Origin of the sequence: Gemmobacter caeruleus, assembly GCF_008271655.1 — a bacterium.
Lineage (GTDB): Bacteria > Pseudomonadota > Alphaproteobacteria > Rhodobacterales > Rhodobacteraceae > Gemmobacter > Gemmobacter caeruleus.
Window position 1 is genome coordinate 483,090 of sequence record NZ_VKKX01000011.1, and the last position, 18,139, is coordinate 501,228.

General features: G+C 67.1%; 23 protein-coding genes and 1 tRNA gene. 8 read left to right on the forward strand and 16 right to left on the reverse strand.

The window, feature by feature from the left end; translation table 11 throughout:
* Nucleotides 1–41 precede the first annotated feature (41 nt).
* Genes FOA17_RS04890 through FOA17_RS04900 form a run of 3 tightly spaced genes read right to left on the reverse strand, consistent with a single transcriptional unit; the run spans nucleotide 42 to nucleotide 2,222 of the window.
* Nucleotides 42–491: a tellurite resistance TerB family protein gene (locus FOA17_RS04890; RefSeq protein WP_149140341.1), complete on the reverse strand. Its 450-nt coding sequence runs from the start codon at nucleotides 489–491 to the stop codon at nucleotides 42–44.
* A gap of 37 nt (nucleotides 492–528) precedes the next feature.
* The gene (locus tag FOA17_RS04895) at nucleotides 529–1,443 is read right to left on the reverse strand and encodes a PhzF family phenazine biosynthesis protein (protein ID WP_149140342.1); all 915 of its coding nucleotides are present in this window, start codon (nucleotides 1,441–1,443) and stop codon (nucleotides 529–531) included.
* A complete protein-coding gene (locus FOA17_RS04900) occupies nucleotides 1,443–2,222 on the reverse strand; it encodes a 23S rRNA (adenine(2030)-N(6))-methyltransferase RlmJ (RefSeq protein WP_149140343.1) in 780 nt (259 codons plus the stop codon). Before FOA17_RS04900 ends, FOA17_RS04895 begins: the two co-directional genes overlap by 1 nt.
* 256 nt (nucleotides 2,223–2,478) lie before the next feature.
* Here FOA17_RS04900 and FOA17_RS04905 point away from each other — a divergent pair, with 256 nt between their 5' ends.
* The gene (locus FOA17_RS04905; protein WP_238991719.1) at nucleotides 2,479–2,925 is read left to right on the forward strand and encodes a MarR family winged helix-turn-helix transcriptional regulator; all 447 of its coding nucleotides are present in this window, start codon (nucleotides 2,479–2,481) and stop codon (nucleotides 2,923–2,925) included.
* Entirely contained in the window at nucleotides 2,922–3,542 is a 621-nt protein-coding gene (locus FOA17_RS04910) for a cysteine hydrolase family protein (RefSeq protein ID WP_149140344.1), read from the forward strand. Before FOA17_RS04905 ends, FOA17_RS04910 begins: the two co-directional genes overlap by 4 nt.
* A gap of 200 nt (nucleotides 3,543–3,742) precedes the next feature.
* On the opposite strand, the gene FOA17_RS04915 is transcribed toward FOA17_RS04910, so the two are convergent.
* Together FOA17_RS04915 and FOA17_RS04920 are read right to left on the reverse strand one after the other, a co-directional pair.
* Nucleotides 3,743–3,818, reverse strand: a tRNA-Ala gene (locus FOA17_RS04915).
* A 115-nt stretch (nucleotides 3,819–3,933) separates the two neighbouring features.
* Entirely contained in the window at nucleotides 3,934–4,269 is a 336-nt protein-coding gene (locus FOA17_RS04920; protein WP_149140642.1) for a TIGR02300 family protein, read from the reverse strand.
* Nucleotides 4,270–4,429: 160 nt separating this feature from the next.
* On the opposite strand from FOA17_RS04920, the gene FOA17_RS04925 reads away from it, so the two are divergent.
* The 4 genes from FOA17_RS04925 to deoD all read left to right on the forward strand — a co-directional run bounded on the left by FOA17_RS04925 (nucleotide 4,430) and on the right by deoD (nucleotide 7,057).
* Nucleotides 4,430–5,131, forward strand: a complete 702-nt coding sequence (locus FOA17_RS04925; protein ID WP_149140345.1) for a M48 family metallopeptidase — start codon at nucleotides 4,430–4,432, stop codon at nucleotides 5,129–5,131.
* 32 nt (nucleotides 5,132–5,163) lie between these two features.
* Nucleotides 5,164–5,808, forward strand: coding sequence for a GntR family transcriptional regulator (locus tag FOA17_RS04930; RefSeq protein ID WP_149140346.1), 645 nt, complete (start codon nucleotides 5,164–5,166; stop codon nucleotides 5,806–5,808).
* 96 nt (nucleotides 5,809–5,904) lie between these two features.
* Complete coding sequence (locus FOA17_RS04935) at nucleotides 5,905–6,276, forward strand: DUF1127 domain-containing protein (protein WP_149140347.1); 372 nt, start codon at nucleotides 5,905–5,907, stop codon at nucleotides 6,274–6,276.
* 64 nt (nucleotides 6,277–6,340) lie between these two features.
* Nucleotides 6,341–7,057, forward strand: coding sequence for a purine-nucleoside phosphorylase (gene deoD / locus FOA17_RS04940; protein ID WP_149140348.1), 717 nt, complete (start codon nucleotides 6,341–6,343; stop codon nucleotides 7,055–7,057).
* A 3-nt stretch (nucleotides 7,058–7,060) separates the two neighbouring features.
* On the opposite strand, the gene FOA17_RS04945 is transcribed toward deoD, so the two are convergent.
* Complete coding sequence (locus FOA17_RS04945) at nucleotides 7,061–7,927, reverse strand: LysR family transcriptional regulator (RefSeq protein WP_149140349.1); 867 nt, start codon at nucleotides 7,925–7,927, stop codon at nucleotides 7,061–7,063.
* A gap of 95 nt (nucleotides 7,928–8,022) precedes the next feature.
* Here FOA17_RS04945 and FOA17_RS04950 point away from each other — a divergent pair, with 95 nt between their 5' ends.
* Both FOA17_RS04950 and FOA17_RS04955 read left to right on the forward strand, forming a co-directional pair.
* The gene (locus tag FOA17_RS04950) at nucleotides 8,023–9,342 is read left to right on the forward strand and encodes a serine hydroxymethyltransferase (RefSeq protein ID WP_149140350.1); all 1,320 of its coding nucleotides are present in this window, start codon (nucleotides 8,023–8,025) and stop codon (nucleotides 9,340–9,342) included.
* Nucleotides 9,343–9,395: 53 nt separating this feature from the next.
* Complete coding sequence (locus tag FOA17_RS04955; protein ID WP_149140351.1) at nucleotides 9,396–10,373, forward strand: aldo/keto reductase; 978 nt, start codon at nucleotides 9,396–9,398, stop codon at nucleotides 10,371–10,373.
* Nucleotides 10,374–10,412: 39 nt separating this feature from the next.
* Here FOA17_RS04955 and FOA17_RS04960 read toward each other — a convergent pair whose 3' ends face one another.
* The 10 genes from FOA17_RS04960 to sdhC form a co-directional block, all read right to left on the reverse strand.
* Nucleotides 10,413–11,276 (reverse strand): urea carboxylase-associated family protein, encoded by an 864-nt coding sequence (locus FOA17_RS04960; RefSeq protein WP_149140352.1) that lies wholly within the window; start codon nucleotides 11,274–11,276, stop codon nucleotides 10,413–10,415.
* Between the two features lie 72 nt (nucleotides 11,277–11,348).
* Nucleotides 11,349–11,552 (reverse strand): hypothetical protein, encoded by a 204-nt coding sequence (locus FOA17_RS04965; protein ID WP_149140353.1) that lies wholly within the window; start codon nucleotides 11,550–11,552, stop codon nucleotides 11,349–11,351.
* Entirely contained in the window at nucleotides 11,549–13,180 is a 1,632-nt protein-coding gene (locus FOA17_RS04970; protein ID WP_149140354.1) for an asparagine synthetase B family protein, read from the reverse strand. Before FOA17_RS04970 ends, FOA17_RS04965 begins: the two co-directional genes overlap by 4 nt.
* A 374-nt stretch (nucleotides 13,181–13,554) precedes the next feature.
* On the reverse strand, nucleotides 13,555–14,331 hold the full coding sequence (locus FOA17_RS04975; protein ID WP_149140355.1) for a succinate dehydrogenase iron-sulfur subunit: 777 nt from the start codon (nucleotides 14,329–14,331) through the stop codon (nucleotides 13,555–13,557).
* Between the two features lie 3 nt (nucleotides 14,332–14,334).
* Nucleotides 14,335–14,628, reverse strand: coding sequence for a hypothetical protein (locus FOA17_RS04980; protein ID WP_149140356.1), 294 nt, complete (start codon nucleotides 14,626–14,628; stop codon nucleotides 14,335–14,337).
* Between the two features lie 3 nt (nucleotides 14,629–14,631).
* Nucleotides 14,632–14,958, reverse strand: a complete 327-nt coding sequence (locus tag FOA17_RS04985; protein WP_162528168.1) for a hypothetical protein — start codon at nucleotides 14,956–14,958, stop codon at nucleotides 14,632–14,634.
* Nucleotides 14,959–14,965: 7 nt separating this feature from the next.
* Complete coding sequence (locus FOA17_RS04990; RefSeq protein WP_149140357.1) at nucleotides 14,966–15,322, reverse strand: hypothetical protein; 357 nt, start codon at nucleotides 15,320–15,322, stop codon at nucleotides 14,966–14,968.
* A gap of 184 nt (nucleotides 15,323–15,506) precedes the next feature.
* The gene (gene sdhA / locus FOA17_RS04995; RefSeq protein WP_149140358.1) at nucleotides 15,507–17,309 is read right to left on the reverse strand and encodes a succinate dehydrogenase flavoprotein subunit; all 1,803 of its coding nucleotides are present in this window, start codon (nucleotides 17,307–17,309) and stop codon (nucleotides 15,507–15,509) included.
* A gap of 11 nt (nucleotides 17,310–17,320) precedes the next feature.
* Nucleotides 17,321–17,692, reverse strand: coding sequence for a succinate dehydrogenase, hydrophobic membrane anchor protein (gene sdhD, locus FOA17_RS05000; RefSeq protein ID WP_149140359.1), 372 nt, complete (start codon nucleotides 17,690–17,692; stop codon nucleotides 17,321–17,323).
* An 11-nt stretch (nucleotides 17,693–17,703) separates the two neighbouring features.
* Nucleotides 17,704–18,087, reverse strand: coding sequence for a succinate dehydrogenase, cytochrome b556 subunit (gene sdhC / locus FOA17_RS05005; protein WP_149140360.1), 384 nt, complete (start codon nucleotides 18,085–18,087; stop codon nucleotides 17,704–17,706).
* Nucleotides 18,088–18,139 lie beyond the last annotated feature (52 nt).

The following is an 18,139-nucleotide window of genomic DNA, read 5'->3' on the forward strand; positions in this document are numbered from 1 at the left end:
GGGCAATCTGCCCTGACGGAACGGGCAATCGCGGGCAGAGGTCAGGTCGTGCCGGTGGCCCCGGCGGCACGCTGGCGGGCCTCGGCCGAATCCCGGTCGGTCAGGCCCAGAAAGGCGGTGGTCAGCCGGATCACCTGATCCTCGCCGTCATGGCGGCTGCCATCGGCCAGCGCGACCGACCACAGCGCCTCGATCAGCGCGGCGCGGTCCTCGATCGGCACGCTGTCCTTCAGCGCGCGGGTAAAGCGCACGGTATCGGGGGCCTCGCGTTCCAGCCGCTCTGCCTCGGCTCGCAGCGAGGCGGCCTCAAAGGGGGACAGGCCATGCATCCGCGCCAGCACCCGGTCGATGCGCGCGGCCTCGCTTTCTGTGTAATCGGCATCGGCCCGCGCCACCCGCACCATCAGCGCCGCAAGCGCCAGCCGGCCCTCGGCCAGCGGCAGCGGGGCAGGAGCGGGGGCAAGCAGGCGGCGCAGCAGTTGGTCGAACATGGGAAGAACCTTATCGCGGGGCCGTGGCCCTGTCCAATCACGGGGTGGTCACGTCCGCGGGCGGGCATGCGATCCGCCCTTGCGACAGCGGCACCGCGGCGCCGCGGATATGTGCCGCGCGGATGCCCTCGGGCGTGTAATCCACCGTCAGGCGCAGTTCCGACGGGCGCCCCATCTCGACCCCCTGACGCAGCGAGAAGGCCTGGACGCCGCTGCGCAGCGCCCGGGCGGCACGCAACTGCGCGGCCAGGATCGCGGTCGCCGATCCCGTGGCGGGATCCTCGGGGATACCGGCCGTGGGCGAAAACATCCGCGCGCGGAAATCGCAATCCGTGCCGGGGGTATACAGATAGGCGCTGTCCACCCCGGCGCTGTCCATCAGGGCCGACCAATGCGGCTCGATCGGGCGGGCGCGGGCCAGCTTCGCCAGATCGGCGACCGGCACATAGAGAAACGCCGGCCCGCCCTGCCAGATGCCCGGCGCATGCTGGCCAAAGCCGATCGCGCCGGGGTCAAGGTCCAGCGCGCGGGCGATCAGGTCGCGCGGGGCGCTGCCGGGGGCGGCGGTCGGCAGCAGCGGCGCGGTGAATTCGGCCTCGCAGCGGGTGCCGCGCCGGGTGACCCGCACCGGCACCGGTCCGGCCTCCTCCTCCAGCACCAGATCGCGGGTGAAGTCGCCCTCGGGCTGCATCCGGCAGGCCAGCAGGATGGCGCAGCCGATGGTCGGGTGCCCCGCAAAGGGGATCTCGGCCGTGGGAAAGAAGATGCGCACCCGCGCCGTATGGGCGGGATTGACCGGCGGCATCACGAAGATCGTTTCCGACAGGTTGAATTCACGCGCGATGATCTGCATTTGCGCCGCCGACAGCGTCTCGGCCCCCAGCACAACGGCCAGCGGGTTGCCGGCAAAGGGCCGGTCGGTAAAGACATCGAGCGTGTGGAATTCCAGCATCACACGACCCCCCGGAACAGCGCGTCGATCTCGGCCAGCGCGGCCTCGGTCCCATAGGGCGGGTTCACCACGAACATGCCCGATCCGATCATGCGATGCCCCTCGCGCACCGGGGGAAAGCGCACCTCATGGCGCAGCGCGTCGGGGTGGTTGCGCTCCAGTATCGCCAGCATTTCCTCATGCGCGCCCGAGGTCAGGATCGGATACCACAGCATCAGGATGCCCACATTCCATTTGCGCGCGATGGCGGCGAAATGGCGGGGGATGGTGGCGTAATCCTCCTTCACCTCATAGGACGGATCACAGAGCAGCAGCCCCCGGCGCGGCATCGGCGGGGTCAGCGCCAGCGCGCGCTGAAACCCGTCTTCCTTGCGAAAGGTCACCGGGAAATCGTGCAGGTTGCGGCGCAGCGCCTCGTATTCCTGCGGGTGCAGTTCGCTCAGATGCTGGCTGTCCATGTCGCGCAGGCTCAGCGCGGCGATGAGCGGTGATCCCGGATAGGCCCGCGCCCCGAACCGCGCCCGCACCTCGGCCAGACGGCGGCGATAGGGGTGATCGGCGCGGATGCGCGGCTCCAGCAGGGCGATGCCGCTGGCGGCCTCGGCGGTCTTCAGCGCCTCGTCGCTGCCCAGATCATAGAGCCCCCGGCCCGCATGCGTTTCGATATAGGTCAGCGGCTTGTCTTTTTGCGCAAGGTAATCAAGCACATGCGCCAGAAGCATATGCTTCTGCACATCCGCCAGATTGCCCGCATGATAGATGTGTTGATAGGACAGCATCCCCTAGCCCTAGCGCCAGCCCCGCCCCTATGCAAGCGCGGCGGCGCCGTGATGCCGGGCCGGCGTGCTGTGGCGCAGTCGGGTGGGGTGCTGCTTCGCTGCATGATCGTGACCGCGTCGAGTCCTCGGCAGCCTGTCATGACGCGCGCGGTGAATTTTTGCTTCGAGTTAATACGACCGGATGCAGCAAGATGCACCAATCGGGCTTCGCAATATTCGACATTGCGCCTGTCAAAATGACATGTATAGTGTCAATATGAAAGCCGAACATCTCCACCAGCTGATCTGGATGTCGCGCCCCTTGATGCAGGCCGCAGAAGCCTGCGTTGAGGCTGGTCTGATCGGAACCAACCTTACAGTCCGGATGCGCGCCGTTCTGGAGATGCTGAACAAGTATGGCGCTCAGACCGTCCCGGAGATTGCGGCAAGGCTCGAAATCAAACGGCAATATGTCCAGATCATGTGCAACGAAACGCTGGCTTCAGGTTTCACGGAGCAACGCGCAAATCCCCGCCACAAGCGCTCGCCCATCCTGGCGTTGACCGATCACGGCCGCACCCTCATCGAAGAAATCATTTCAAGGGAAATGAAACTCGTGGAGGAGATAGGCGGAAATTTGAGCAAAGAAGACATCGCGACGGCGCTTGAGGTCGTGCTCGCAGTGACGGACAGCTTGAAAAAGCGGGCAGGAGACAGAGAATGACGTTCGGCATTGTGTTGGGTGCTGCGGTTTTGCTCCTCATATTCTGGCTCGGCAACGGTGTCAGGCGCATCGGCTCGGTCAGTGTCGGGGCGAGGATCCCGGACCGGACCGGGTCAGCCCTTCTGCTGATTGATCTGCAATCCGTATTCTGGGAACGCGGTCCTTATTCGGACTCTGCAAAAGCAGTCGCTGCCGCCACCATTCTTGAGGAAGTAGAGGCGGCGCGGGCCCAGGGCCATCCGGTCATTGCCGTTCGTCAGGAATGGTCGATCCCTTCCACGAAAGTTCTGGCGAGGCTCATGATGCGAGGGCAGGCGATAGAAGGCAGTGAGGGGACAGAACTTGCCGGGCAATTCGCGTCCTATCCCGAACATGTCATTATAAAGCGCGTGCAGGATGCATTTGAAACCGGCGAACTGGATGCTCTTTTGGAGCGCCTGAAGGTTGGCAAGCTGCGTCTCGCTGGACTGGACCTTAACTATTGTGTGAAAAAGACGGCGCTGGCGGCGAGAAGCCGAGGCTATGGCGTTACCGTCGTTAAGAACGGAACGCTCGCAGCCGCCTCGACGGAAAGTGCTGAAAAGCAGATGTCGTCAGCGGGGGTGGCCGTTTGTTGAGCGGACATTGATCCCCAAGAACAGAAGTCCTTTCCGTCCGTATCAACGCCGTCCGCGCCTGACTTCGATGCAGCGCTTTCTGCCGTGCTGGCGGGGCGATGGCGGCCGGCCGTGGCGTCATCAGGGGCGCAGAATACCGGACGGCATGGAGAACTTCCACCGTCAATGGCAAATCTGCCGCGCGTTGTTCAGGAGAGATTTGGTGGAGCCAGGGAGGATCGAACTCCCGACCTCTTGAATGCCATTCAAGCGCTCTCCCATCTGAGCTATGACCCCACCGGGTGTCGCCTGCGCATATGGGTGCGGCGCGGCAATGCGGGCTATCTAGGGGATGGCGCGGGGGGGTGCAAGAGGAAATCTGCGGCCCCCCGCGACAATCTTTTGCGCCCTGTCAGACGTCTTCCTCGTCGCCGGCCACATCGGCCAGATCGTCGAGCGACACATTGTCGTCGGCGTCGTCTTCCAGCAGATCATCGTCCATGTCGGCATCGTCCGACACGCCTTCGGCCAGCAGATCGTCATCGGTGTCGATATCGTCCACCAGAACGTCATCGTCCTTTTCCGGCGCGCCGCGCGAGATGACCGAGGCGGCCAGCTTGCGCCGGGCGCTTTCGATATCCACGATCTCGCCGGTATAGGGGCTGACGATCGGGCTACGGTTCATGTCATAGAAGCGTTTGCCGGTGGTCGGGCAGAGGCGCTTCGTCCCCCAGTCTTCGTTGGGCATGGTGGTTCCCTTGCTCATGGCCCCGGACGGGCCGGAATCGGGCGGCGTGCCCGCGAATGCTGGCCCATGCCATAGCGCGCAATCACTGTCAAAGCCTTTTCTCGCCGCTTGCGGGGCCGGGCGAAGCGGCTATGCTGACGCCGCTTTGCCAAGGCCAGACATGCCCCTTCTGCCCCCTTCCACCCCCGGCCTTGCGCCGATCGAGATCACGCTGCGCCGCTCGGCCCGGGCGCGGCGGTTTTCATTGCGGGTCTCGCGGCTGGACGGGCGGGTCACGCTGTCGCTGCCGCTTCGCGCGCGTGAGGCCGATGCGCTGGATTTCGCGCGCGGGCAAGAGGCCTGGCTGCGCCGCGCGCTGGAGGCCGTGCCGGCCGAGGCGGTGCTGGCCCATGGCGCCGCGATCCCGGTAGAGGGGCAGATGCGCCGCCTGATGCCGGGGCAGGGGCGGGCGGTGCAACTGACCGACGAGGCGCTGCTGGTGCCGGGCGATCCGGCGCAGCTGGGGCGGCGCGTCGCGGCCTTTCTGAAGACGCGGGCGCGTGACCGGCTGGCGGCGGCCTCGGATCACTATGCCGCGCGGTTGGGGCGGCCCTATGCCAGCCTGGCCCTGCGCGATACCCGGTCCCGCTGGGGCAGTTGCACCCATGACGGGCGGCTGATGTATAGCTGGCGGCTGATCATGGCGCCGCCGGCGGTGCTGGACTATGTCTGCGCGCATGAGGTGGCGCATCTGGCGCAGATGAACCATTCCCCCGCCTTCTGGGCCGAGGTGGCGCGGCTGATGCCCGGCTATGCCGCGCCGCGCCGCTGGCTCAAGACCGAAGGGCAGGCGCTGCACGCCTATCGCTTTGACGGGTCTTGACCGCGCCCTCGCGCGGGTGTTTCGCTCGGGCCATGACGATGACACGCCCCGCCTCGGACCCTGCCGCGCATGAACGGCTGTATCGCGCCCTGCGCACGCAGGTCATGCATGGCGAACTGGCGCCCGGACAGGCGCTGACGCTGCGCGGGTTGGGCAAGCAATATGGTGTCTCGATGACCCCCGCGCGCGAGGCGGTGCGGCGGCTGGTGGCCGAGGGGGCGCTGACGCTGTCATCCTCGGGGCGGGTGGCGACGCCGGAACTGACCCCGGACCGGATCGAGGAACTGGCGGCGATCCGCGCGCTGCTGGAACCGGAACTGGCCAGCCGTGCCCTGCCGCGGGCGCATTTCGCGCTGATCGACCGGCTTTCCGTGATCAATGCCGCCAATGCCGATGCGGTGGCCCGGCAGGATTCGGTGGCCTATATCCGCACCAATCTGGAATTTCACCGCACGCTTTACCTGCGGGCGCAGGCGCCGGCCATGCTGGCGATTCTGGAAACCGTCTGGCTGCAACTCGGGCCGACGATGCGCGCGCTTTACTCCCGTCTGCGCCGGAACGAACCACCGCAGCATCACCGGATGATCCTGTCGGCGCTGCGCGCCGGCGATGAGCCGGGCTTGCGGCTGGCCATCCGCACCGATGTCACGCAGGGGCTGCGGCATCTGGCAAGCTGACGAGATTTCGTCAGGCGCGCTGACGACTTGACCTCGATCAATTCGGCGCCGGGGCGCGCGACGTATCACTGGGCCAGACCGCGACAGGAGGCTCGAATGCGCGAACGTCTGAACATGTTCTTCACCCGCTGGCGCGCCCTGAAAGAAATCGACGCCATGTCGGACCGTGACCTTGCCGATCTGGGCATGTCGCGCGAACAGATCGTGGATTTTGCCATGATGCCCGCCGATACCGAACAGCGGATGCGCGCGATGGCAGGGATCTTCGGGCTGACCCCGCACGAGATGCGCCGCGAATATGACGCCTATCTGCATATGGTGCAGACCTGTGGTCATTGCGGGGTGCGGCGCCAGTGTTCCGAAACCCTGGCACATGCCGATCAGGCGGAGCCTGCGGATTGCGGTTTCTGCCCCAATGCCCGTGATTTCGCTGACCGCGCCGCCATGAAGGCCACCCGCGCCGCGTGATCCGACGGGGTCTTTTCCTTGCCGCGTTCCCGGCTATAGTCCGGGGAGGACAGGAGAAAGCCGCATGACCGTTCATATCGGAGCCAAGCCCGGTGAGATCGCCGAAACCGTGTTGCTGCCGGGCGACCCCTATCGCGCCCGCTGGGCCGCGCAGACCTTTCTCAAGGACGCCGTGCTGGTCAACGAGGTGCGGGGCATGCTGGCCTATACCGGCACCTGGAAGGGCGAACGGGTGACGATTCACGGCACCGGCATGGGCATGCCCTCGCTGTCGATCTATGTGAACGAACTGATCCGCGATTATGGCGCGCAGACGCTGATCCGTATCGGATCGGCGGGGGCATTGCAGCACGGGGTCAAGGTGCGCGACGTGGTGCTGGCGCAGGCCTGCTGCACCGCCGGATCGCCCTCGCGCACCATCTTTCGCGAACTAAACTTTGCCCCGACCGCCGATTTCGGCCTGCTCAGATCCGCATGGGAGGCGGGGCAGACCCTCGCCGACACACGGGGCATCGGGCTGCATGCCGGGGCGATCTATTCCTCGGACACGTTCTATGACGAACGGCCCGACCTGTCTGAGCAGATGCAGCGCCATGGCGTCCTGGCGGTGGAGATGGAGGCGGCCGAGCTTTACACCCTGGCCGCCCGCCATGGCCGCCGGGCGCTGGCGGTGCTGACCATCTCGGACCATATCCTGACGCATGAGGCGCTGCCCGCCGATCAGCGGGAAACCAGTTTTGGCGACATGGTGGAAATCGCGCTGACCGCGGCCTTTGCCTGATCGTCAGCCGGCCATCAGGGCGCGCGCCACCCGTTCGGCGGGCTGGCCCGGGCGCAGCGGCCGGGCCGACCACAGCCGCAGCGCCGGGCCGAAACCCACGCGCTGCGGCAGGGGCGCGACCAGCGCTCCCCGCGCCAGTTGCGGCGCCACCAGCGCGCCGCGCGCCATCAGCACACCGGCACCGTTCACCGCCTCTTCCACCGCCAGGGCATAGAGCGAAAAGACCGGCCCGCGCGGCTGGAAGGCCTGGCCGGGCAGGGCGGTCGCCGCCCAGACCGCCCAATCGCCGGCCCAACTGCTGTCGATCAGGCAGGGCAGGGCGCGCAGGTCTTCGGGCCGGGTCAGCCGCGCGGCCAGCGCGGGGGCGCAGACCGGAAACAGCATATCCTGCGCGACGATCCGCCCGGCCTCGCCATAGAACAGGCTCAGGTCATGGGGCGCGCGTTTCAGGTTCGGCGGGCGTTCCAGCGCGGTGATGGAGATCTCAACCCCCGCCATCTGCGCCCGCAGCGCCGGCAGGCGCGGCGAGAGCCAAAGCTGTGCCAGCGCGGGCAGGGTGGCGATATGCACGATGCGCGGCGCCGCCTCGGCCCGCAGGGCCTGCGTGGCCTGGCCAAGCGCATCGAAGGCCGCGCTGAAGGCGGGCAGGCTGCGCGCGCCCAGCGGCGTCAGCCGCACGCCCCGCGCCCCGCGTTCGAATAGCGGGGCGCCCAGCCGGTCTTCCAACTGGCGGATATGGGCGGTGATCGCGCCCGGGGTCACGCCCAGCTCTGCCGCGGCGGCGGCAAAGCCACCCAGCCGCGCCGCCGCCTCAAAGGCGCGCAGCGCGGTCAGCGGCAGATCCTTGGGGCGGGGTGGGGCAACGGGCATGATGGATCAATTTTTCTCACCCTAGTTTTTCGCAAATCTGCTTTGCGCGCAAGCCTGCCCTGCGGTTTCATGGGGCCGGAAAAGGAGTGATCGCCATGCCCCATCTTGCTGCCCGCCCCTGGGTGCCCGCCGCCTGCGAAAGCCATATCCAGACCCTTGCCGCCGCCGTGGCGGCCCCGTCGGATCAGGTCGCCGACCGGATCGAGGCGCTGATCGTGCAGAATGCCCGCATCCATGACGCGGAGTGCTTCAACCTCAATCCCGCGACCAATGTGATGAACCCCAGGGCGGAGGCCGCGCTGGCCCGGGGCCTCGGGTCGCGCCCCTCGCTGGGCTATCCGGGTGACAAATATGAGATGGGGTTGGAGGCGATCGAGGAGATTGAGGTGATCGCCGCCGAACTCGCCGCCGAGGTCTTTGGCGCCAGCCATGCCGAGATCCGCGTGGCCTCGGGCGCGCTGGCCAATCTCTATGGTTTCATGGCGTTGGCGCAGCCGGGCGATGTGATCATCGCGCCGCCCCCCGCCGTGGGCGGCCATGTCACCCATCACAAGGCGGGCTGTGCCGGGCTCTATGGTCTGGAAAGCCATGCGGCGCCGGTGAATGCCGATGGCTACACCCTTGATCTGCAAGGGCTTGCACGGCTGGCCGAGACGGTGCGCCCCAAGATCATCACCATCGGCGGCAGTCTCAACCTGTTTCCGCATCCGGTGCGCGAGGTGCGCGCGATTGCCGATGCCGTCGGGGCCAAGGTGCTGTTCGATGCCGCGCATCAATGCGGCATCATCGCCGGCGGGGTCTGGGCCAATCCGCTGACCGAGGGCGCGCATCTGATGACGATGAGCACCTATAAATCGCTGGGCGGCCCGGCGGGCGGGCTGATCGTGACCAATGACGCGGCGATTGCCGAACGGCTGGACGCCATCGCCTTTCCCGGCATGACCGCGAATTTCGACGCGGCGAAATCGGCGGCGCTGGCGCTGTCGCTGCTGGATTGGCGCGATCATGGCGCGGCCTATGCGCAGGCCATGGTCGATCTGGCGCAGGCCCTGGCGCGCGAATTGGCGGCCTTGGGCCTGCCGGTCTTTGGCGCCGCGCGCGGCATGACGCAAAGCCACCAGTTCGCCCTGGAGGCCGCGGCCTTTGGCGGCGGTCAGGCGGCGTCGAAGACGCTGCGCAAGGCCGGTTTCCTGGCTTGCGGCATCGGACTGCCGATCGACCCGGTGCCGGGCGATCTGAACGGGTTGCGCATCGGCACGCCGGAACTGGTGCGCCGCGGCGTCACCCCGGCTGACGCCCCGCGCATGGCCGCGCTGATCGCCGAGGCCCTGCGCGGCAATGATCCCGCCAGCCTTGCGCCGCGCGTGGCCGAATGGCGGCGCGGTTTCACCGGGCTGCATTACATCCGCGCTTGATCCTTCCGATTCGCGGGTGTTGGATGGCATCCCCCTGACCGAAGGATGCCGCAATGCAGAAACGTTCGCTTGGAATCCGGGGGCCGGAGATCTCGGCCCTCGGCTTTGGCGCCATGTCGCTGGGCGGCACCTTCGGCCCGACGACCGAGGCAGAGAGCTTTGACTGTCTCGATGCGATGCTGGAGGCCGGCATCACCTTCATCGACACCGCCAATATCTATGGCATGGGCGTCAGCGAAGAGGTGATCGGCCGATGGCTGGCCAGCCGCCGGCCGCAGGGCATGGTGCTGGCCACCAAGGCTGGCATCGTCAGCGGCCCGCCACGGCGTATCGACAACAGCCCCGCCTATCTGCGCGCCGAGCTGGAGGCCTCGTTGCGCCGGCTGGGGGTGGAGCGGGTGGACCTGTTCTATCTCCACCGCCGCGAGGCCGACCGCCCGCTGGCCGAGGTGATCGGCACGCTGCAAGACCTGGAACGCGCGGGCAAGATCGGCGGCTATGGCCTGTCGGAAATCGCGCCGGAAACGCTGCGCGAGGCCCATGCGCTGCATCCCTGCCGGGCGGTGCAGAACGAATATTCGCTCTGGAGCCGGCAGCCCGAGCTTGGCCTTGTGCAGGAATGCGCGCGCCTGGGGGTGAGCTTTGTCGCCTTCTCGCCGCTGGCGCGGGGGATGCTGGGCAATGCGCCGCTGCCGGCCGCGGCGGTGACGGACTGGTTTCGCCGCGACAATCCGCGCTTTACCGGCGCGAATTTCCTGCGCAACACTGCCCGGATCGACCGTTTCCGGGCCTGGTGCGCCGCGCGCGGCTGGTCGGTGCCGGCCACAGCGCTGGCCTGGGTCATGGCGGCGGGGCCGCATGTCGTGCCGATCCCGGGCACCCGGCGGGCGGAACGGCTGCGCGAATGGCTGGACCTGCCAAGGTTGGGCCCCGCGGAACGGGCCGAGATCGAAACGATCCTGCCCGCCGGTTTCGCTGCCGGTGATCGCTATGGCGATGGCCAGATCCTCGCGATCGAGCGCTATTGCTGACCCCCGCGCGATCCGATTTTTCGACGAAAAATCGGTGCCCTAGCGGCCATGGCTCCGGTCATAGCCATTGACGGGCGGGCTGATCCAGCCGGCGGGCGGCGCCTTGGGGCGGAAGACCTGCACCCGCAGCGGGTGGCAGGTCGTGCTGTCCGAGGAATGTTCGGACGAACAATCGCCGCCCGGGCAGGCCGACAGCGCGCCCAGAAGGTCGATCTCGGCAAAGAACTCCAGATAGTCGCCGGGCCGCACCGGCGAGGCCTTCATGAAATACTGCCCTGTATCGCGGGTAAATCCAGTGCACATGAAGACATTCAGCACGTCATGCACATGGGTCTCGGCCTCGGCCAGGGTCAGGCCGCGGGCATCGGCCAGCGCGCGCGTCAGGTTGGAATGGCAGCAATGGTGATACTGCCCGCCATGGCTGAGCAGGTTATGCGTATAGGGGTCGCAGCGCGTGCCGATCACGTCATGGACCGAGCCGCCAAAGGCATCCATGCCATACCAGTCGAGCGTGTCTTCGGTGATCGTCGCCATCGGGCGCAGATAGGGATGCGCGGTCCAGAGCCGGTCGCCCGTCGTCAGATGGGTGCGGTGCAGCGCGCGGGTCTTGCCGGAATAGAACCGCTCGCGCAAGTTCGCGGCATTCCAGAGATTGAGATCGCCGACCTGCGGCCCCTCGATGCTGCTGATGCGAAAGAAATGGCCTGCCGGCACCTCGAAAGCGCTGCCGTCACGGGCGGGGATCACCACCTCGTCGGTCTGTTCCCACCCGTCGCGGGCGGCGCGGTAGGCGGGCAGGTCGGGGGGCGTCAGCGCCTCGACCGGATAGCAGATGACTGGCGCGATGGCGCGGCGGGCATCGGCATCGGCGGGGGGCTGGTGTTCGGCAGGCAGGCGTGACATGGCGCGGGGCATCCCTGGCTGGTGCTGAGAGATTGTGTTTTTGCGCCAATCTGCGTCGCCTTTGATGCGCCGTCAATCGCCGGCCGGGCGCCTTTCGCGCAGGCAGTCGCGCGGGGTGCCCGCGCCGCGCCATTCTGCCCCGCACGCGGCGCAGCGCCATGCCCCTTCCGCCCGATATTCGCGCCAGCGGCAGTCGCGTGTCAGTGTCGATCCGCGCCGCGACAGCCAGAGATACAGCACGACCGCAAGGCCCAGAAGCGGCAGCAGCAGGATCATGGATCGGGCGCCAGAAACAGCGCGAAGGCCGCGACGACGCCCACCCGCTTGGAGGCATTGGGATGCGAAAAGGCGCCGGTCTTGCGCGCGCGCTCCAACTCGCGATCGGCCTGCGCCAGATAGCGCGCCGGCAGATGCTGCGCCGCGAGCGGCCGGGCCCGGGCGTAAAGATTGGCCATCCGCTCCATCAGCCCCGGGCCGCCCTGGGCACGGGGCGGGCGCGGCGCCCAATCGGCAAAGGCCCGGCCCGGTGGCAGCGGGTCCGGCGTGACGCGCGTCAGCGCGGCGCGGCGGGCAGCGCCGATCGCCTTGTGGCGCTTGTCAAAGGGGCGATCGACCAGGCCGGGATGCAGGCTTTCCAGCATGTCATAGAACATCTGCGCGGTCTCGATCCGCGCAGCGCCGGCGAGGGCCGCACAATCATCCAGCAGGGCCGAGGCCAGCGGGTTGATCGACAGCTGATATTGCGGTGTCCGCCCGGCGTGAAAGCGGTTGCGGAATTCGCGGTAATGCAGCAGCAGCGGGTCCATCCCGGCGGGGGCGGTGCTGGCGATCCGCGCCAGCGTTGCGCGCAGGGCGGCGCCATAGGGCGCGCGTTGTGCCGCCGGGCGCAGATTGGCCATGCGCGCCGCGACGAAACGGTCAGGCCGCCCCAGCCGCCGCAGCCGCGCCCAGACCGAGCGGTCATAGACGCTGCGCTGATTGCCACCGCCGCCGCCGCCGAAATGGGCGATGCCGGGCGTCAGCCGGTGCCGGGGGAAATAGATCGGGTGATAGGCGCCGAGGCAGAGGTCGCGCCAGGCGGCAAAGGCCTCGGGCGCGGGCAGGGCGGGGGGGCGCTGCGGCAGCGGCGCGTTATGGGCAAGGCCCAGATGCCTGCACAGATCCTGCGCCACGCGCAGATCGGCGCGGCCCCTGTCATTCAGGTTCGACCGGGGAAACAGCGCCTGCCCGCCACTGCCGGCCATGAGCAGCGCCAGCACCGAGCGGCTGTCGATCCCGCCGGTCAGATCGGCCGAAAGTTGCCAGCCCGCCTGCACCAGCCCGGCGATCCGCGCCGACCAGAGGCCTAGCGCCCGGGCCAGCGTGGCGGCGTAATCCTGCCCCGTCGGGCGGGGGCACAGCGGCAGTTCGGTCGCGCCGCCGGGGCCGATCCGCAGCGCAGAGTCGCGCGGCAGCAGGCACACGCCCTCGATCACGGTGCGAAAGGTGGTGAGTTGCGAAAAGAACATGCCGCGCCCGGTGGGGATCAGCGTTCCCTCGGCCTCCATCGCGGCCAGTTCGACCGGGTCGGGTCGCGGCTCCAGCCCTGCCGCGCGCATCGCGCGGGCGATTTGCCACAGGCTGTTCGACACCGCCCAGAAACCGGGGCGGTGGATGTAGAAGATCTTGCGATAGCCGCAGTAATCGGCGGCAAAGCGATAGCCGTCCCCCTCGCGCAGGGCATGGATATAGCAGCCGTCCTCGGCCAGCGGCGCCGGGCCGCCCGCCGCACGAAAGGCGGCATAGCCCGCCTTGCCCAGCACGAAATCGGCGCCATGGAAGAAATAGCCCGACAGAAGCTCATCCGGCAGGGGCCTGCCCCTTGCATTGCAGCCGTTCACCACCAGAAAGGTCAAACTGTCCAAGATCGGCTCCGTCGTCAGTGGGCCGATCTAGCATTGCTGCGGGCGGGGCGGCAATGGTGGATGCGGGGTGGCAGCCGGGCCGCGTTGCGGGATGTGCGCGGTGCTGCGCGTGATGCGCTTTGCGACCCCGGGAAGGTCTGACCCCTCGATGGATCATGCCCCCTGTCGCCGTCCGGCTTCCCTTTCTGCCAGCCTGAATCGGTCGGATGGCCAGAAGCGTGGAGCAGAGGACGCGACGAAGCACAGGCATGAACCGTCAGGTTACTGGCCGCAAAAGCCACTATGGCGGCCGGCATACTGGCAGAGGAATGCCCGCCCTCCAACGAAAAAAGCCCCGGCGCGTGCCGGGGCCTTATTCTTGTCCGGGGCGTCGATCAGACGGCGCGTTCCAGCATCATCTTCTTGATCTCGGCAATTGCCTTGGCCGGGTTCAGACCCTTGGGGCAGGTCTTGGCGCAGTTCATGATCGTGTGGCAGCGATACAGCTTGAACGGGTCTTCCAGCCCGTCCAGACGCTCGCCCGTCGCCTCGTCGCGGCTGTCGATGATCCAGCGATAGGCATGCAGCAGCGCGGCCGGGCCGAGGTATTTGTCGCCGTTCCACCAGTAGCTCGGGCAGGAGGTGGAGCAGCTCGCGCACATCACGCATTCATAAAGACCGTCCAGTTTCTTGCGGTCTTCGATCGACTGGCGCCATTCCTTCGCCGGCGTGTTGGTCTTGGTTTCCAGCCAAGGCATGATGCTGGCATGCTGGGCGTAGAAATGCGTCAGGTCGGGGATCAGATCCTTGATCACCGGCATATGCGGCAGCGGGTAGATCTTCACATCGCCCTTGATCTCGTCCAGGCCATAGATGCAGGCCAGCGTGTTGATCCCGTCGATATTCATCGCGCAAGACCCGCAGATCCCCTCGCGGCAGGACCGGCGGAAGGTCAGGGTCGGATCGACCTCGTTCTTGATCTTGATCAGCGCGTCCAGCACCATCGGGCCGCACTTGTCCATGTCGAGGAAATAGGTATCGACCCGCGGGTTTTCGCCATCATCCGGGTTCCAGCGATAAATCTGGAACTTGCGCACGTTCTTGCCTTCCGGCTTCGGCCAGGTCTTGCCGGTGCGGATTTTGGAGTTCTTTGGCAGGGTGAACTGGACCATTGGCTAGTCTCTCCAATCGGGACGGGTATAGAGCGGCTGCGACGGCAACTGCCCGGATTTCTGATAGACGCAGGCGTCATAGACGGCGGCGGGGTCGCGGCCCTGGATGTAATCCGAGGTCACGGTGATCTCGAAATTGCCGGCGGCGCGGCCGCGGCTGTCCATGCCCAGACCCACTTCGCCGCGCGGCTGCTGCGCAAGGCGGGCGCGCGCGAAGCAATCCCGCTCGGCCTGTTCGCGGCTGACCGGCCCGCAGGCGGCCAGCGGCAGCAGCACGAGAAGGGCGGCGCGCCACATGGATCAGGCCCCCCCGAGCGTCACGCCGCGCGCGCGCATGCAATCGCCGGTCGCGGGCCGGCGGACGATATTCGTCACGTTCTGCACCGTCAGCGATCCGGCCTGCACGCCGACATCGCGGGCCAGAGCGCGCTTTTCGGCGGGGGCGGCGCTGGACAGCACGCAATCGGCGGCGATCTCGGCCTGGGGGGCGGTCATGTAATTCTGCAAGACCGGCACCACCACCGACCGCGCGGCGCGGTCGGTCACATTGTCGGTGATCGTCTGCGGCGAACAGGCGGCTGCCAGCGGCAGCGCGGCAAGGAGGAGAAGGGCGGGGCGCAGGGTCATCGGCGCCTCACCACGGTTTGTGGCAAGTGTCAAAGCCGGTGCCGCCGACCATCACCAACTGGCAGGGCGCCCATTCCTGGATCATCGCCCGTGCCTGATGGACATGGCCCTGCTGCGCCGCGCTTTTACGGATGCAGGCATTGATGCGGGCCGCCCCCTCGGCGGTGCCACCTTGCAGCGGGCGCACCACCGGCAGCGCCTGATCGGCGCCGAAGTCATAGGCGCCGACCACGCCATTGGCGTGGATGCAGGCCACGACCAGATCCTTGCCGCTGCGCGCCATCGCGCCCGATGCGGGCACAAGCCCGATCGCCAGCGCCATCAGGGCCAGCCTTGCGGAACGGGAAAGGGATACGCGCATCATCGGATACTCCTGTGCGAAAGAGGGGCTGCGGGCGCCCCGGCTGCTGCACCTACAGCACCAGAAACCCGGCCTGCCGTCCAGCCTCGGTTGCGGCGGGGCCGCTCCGGGTGGCAAGGCACCGCCGGCGCGCACCCCTGCGGGGCGAAAGCCCGCGCCGGGAGGAGGGGCGCGCCGGCGGTCTGCATCAGAACTTCCGCTCGGCGGGGGCGATCTTCTTGAGGCTGATGCCGCCCTGGGCCTCGGTCGTCAGCGGATCGACATGCACCGCGCGATAGCTGAGCGCGACCTTGTTGCCATCCACATGGGCCAGCGTGTGCTTGCGCCAGTTCACGTCGTCGCGGTTCGGGTGATCCTCATGCGCATGGGCGCCGCGGCTTTCGGTCCGGGCATGGGCGCCATAGATCGTCGCCAGCGCGTTCGGCATCAGGTTGGCCAGTTCCAGCGTCTCCATCAGGTCGCTGTTCCAGACCAGGCTGCGGTCGGTGACCTTGAGATCGCCCATCTTGCCGGCAATCTCGGTCATCTTGACCTCGCCTTCGGCCAGCGTCTTTTCGGTACGGAAGACGGCAGCGTCGCGCTGCATGGTCTTTTGCATCTCAAGCCGCAGATCGGCGGTCGGGATCGACCCGTTGGCGTTGCGCATCGCGTCAAAGCGGCTGAGCGCCTTGTCCACCTCGGGCTTGTTGACCGGGACGTTGCGTTCCTTGGGATCGACGATCTGGCCGGCGCGGATCGCGGCGGCGCGGCCGAAGACCACGAGGTCGATCAGCGAGTTGGACCCCAGACGGTTCGCGCCATGCACCGAGGCACAGCCCGCCTCGCCCACGGCCATCAGGCCCGGGAACACGGCGTCGGGGTTGTCGGCGGTCGGGTTCAGCACCTCGCCCCAGTAGTTCGTGGGAATGCCGCCCATGTTGTAATGCACGGTCGGCAGAACCGGGATCGGTTCCTTGTTCACGTTCACGCCGGCAAAGATCTTGGCCGATTCCGAAATGCCGGGCAGGCGTTCCGCCAGGGTGGCCGGCGGCAGGTGGTTCAGGTGCAGGTGGATATGGTCGCCCTCGGCGCCCACGCCGCGGCCTTCGCGGATTTCCAGCGTCATGCAGCGGCTGACGTAATCGCGCGGCGCCAGATCCTTGTAGTGCGGCGCATAACGCTCCATGAAGCGTTCGCCCTTGGAGTTGGTGAGATACCCGCCCTCGCCACGCGCGCCTTCGGTGATGAGGCAGCCGGAGCCGTAGATGCCGGTCGGGTGGAATTGCACGAATTCCATGTCTTGCAGCGGCAGACCGGCGCGGGCCACCATGCCGCCGCCGTCGCCGGTGCAGGTATGGGCCGAGGTTGCGCTGAAATAGGCGCGGCCATAACCGCCGGTCGCCAGCACGGTCATCTTGGCGTTGAAGACGTGGATCGTGCCGTCATCCAGTTTCCAGCACACGACGCCGGTGCAGCGGCCGTCGGTGATGATCAGATCCAGCGCGAAATATTCGATGTAGAATTCCGCGTTGCTCTTCAGCGACTGGCCATAAAGCGTGTGCAGGATGGCGTGGCCGGTGCGGTCGGCGGCGGCGCAAGTGCGCTGCACCGGCGGGCCTTCGCCGAATTCGGTCGTGTGGCCGCCAAACGGGCGCTGGTAGATCTTGCCCTCTTCGGTGCGCGAGAAGGGCACGCCGTAATGTTCCAGCTCATAGACCGCCGCAGGGGCTTCGCGCGCGAGGTATTCCATCGCGTCGGTATCGCCCAGCCAGTCCGACCCCTTGACGGTGTCATACATGTGCCACTGCCAGTTGTCGGGGCCCATATTGGCCAGGCTGGCGGCGATACCGCCCTGCGCGGCCACGGTATGCGAACGGGTCGGAAAGACCTTGGTCACGCAGGCGGTGCGCAGGCCCTGTTCGGCCATGCCCAGCGTCGCGCGCAGACCGGCCCCGCCGGCGCCCACCACGACCACGTCGTAGTCATGCACTTCATAGGGATAAGCAGTCATCGGTCAGCCTTTCAGAGCGCGATCTTGGCCAGGGCGTAGAAGCCCACGGCGATCACGGCATAGGAAATCGAAATCGCCAGCATGATCAGGCCCTTCTTGGCGCTGCCGCGCGCATAGTCCTCGATCATCATCTGCGCGCCCTTGGCGAAATGGCGCATGCCGACGAACAGCACCAGCCCGGTCAGGATCGCCGGGAAGGGATGCGAGAAGGTTTCCAGCACCTCCTTATAGGGTTTGCCCAGGGTCGAACCAAAGATGTAGATCCAGACCGGGATCATGAAGGCCAGGCCCACGGCCGAGACCTGCATATACCAGTGATGTTCGGTGCCGGTGCCGGAAGCGCCCTTGCCTTCGGCGCGTTTGCGGGCGGTCAGGTAACGCATGGTTGCCCCCCTCAGACCAGAATGACGGTGATGACGGTCAGCAGGACCGATCCGATGACGCAGGCCCAGCCCAATTTTTCGGCAGTGGGGATATCCAGCCCCTTGCCCGCATCGTAATAAAGATGCCGCAGCCCGGCGAGGTAGTGATACCACAGCGCCCAGGCCGACAGGAAGAACACCAGATCCCCGAACCACGAGGTCACCACCGCATCGGCGAAGGCGAAATATTCAGGGCTGACAGCGGCCGAGAACAGCCACCACACCGCCAGCAGCGTGCCGACGATCAGCCCGTTCCCGGTGATGCGGGTCAGGATCGAGGTGATCGAGGTCAGTTGCGGACGGTAGATTTGCAGATGGGGGGAAAGGGGGCGTTCGACCCGCTTTGCTTCGGCCATGATGTTGTCCCTCTGTCGCTTGGCGCGGCACAGAGGTCGCGCACTGGCAGGA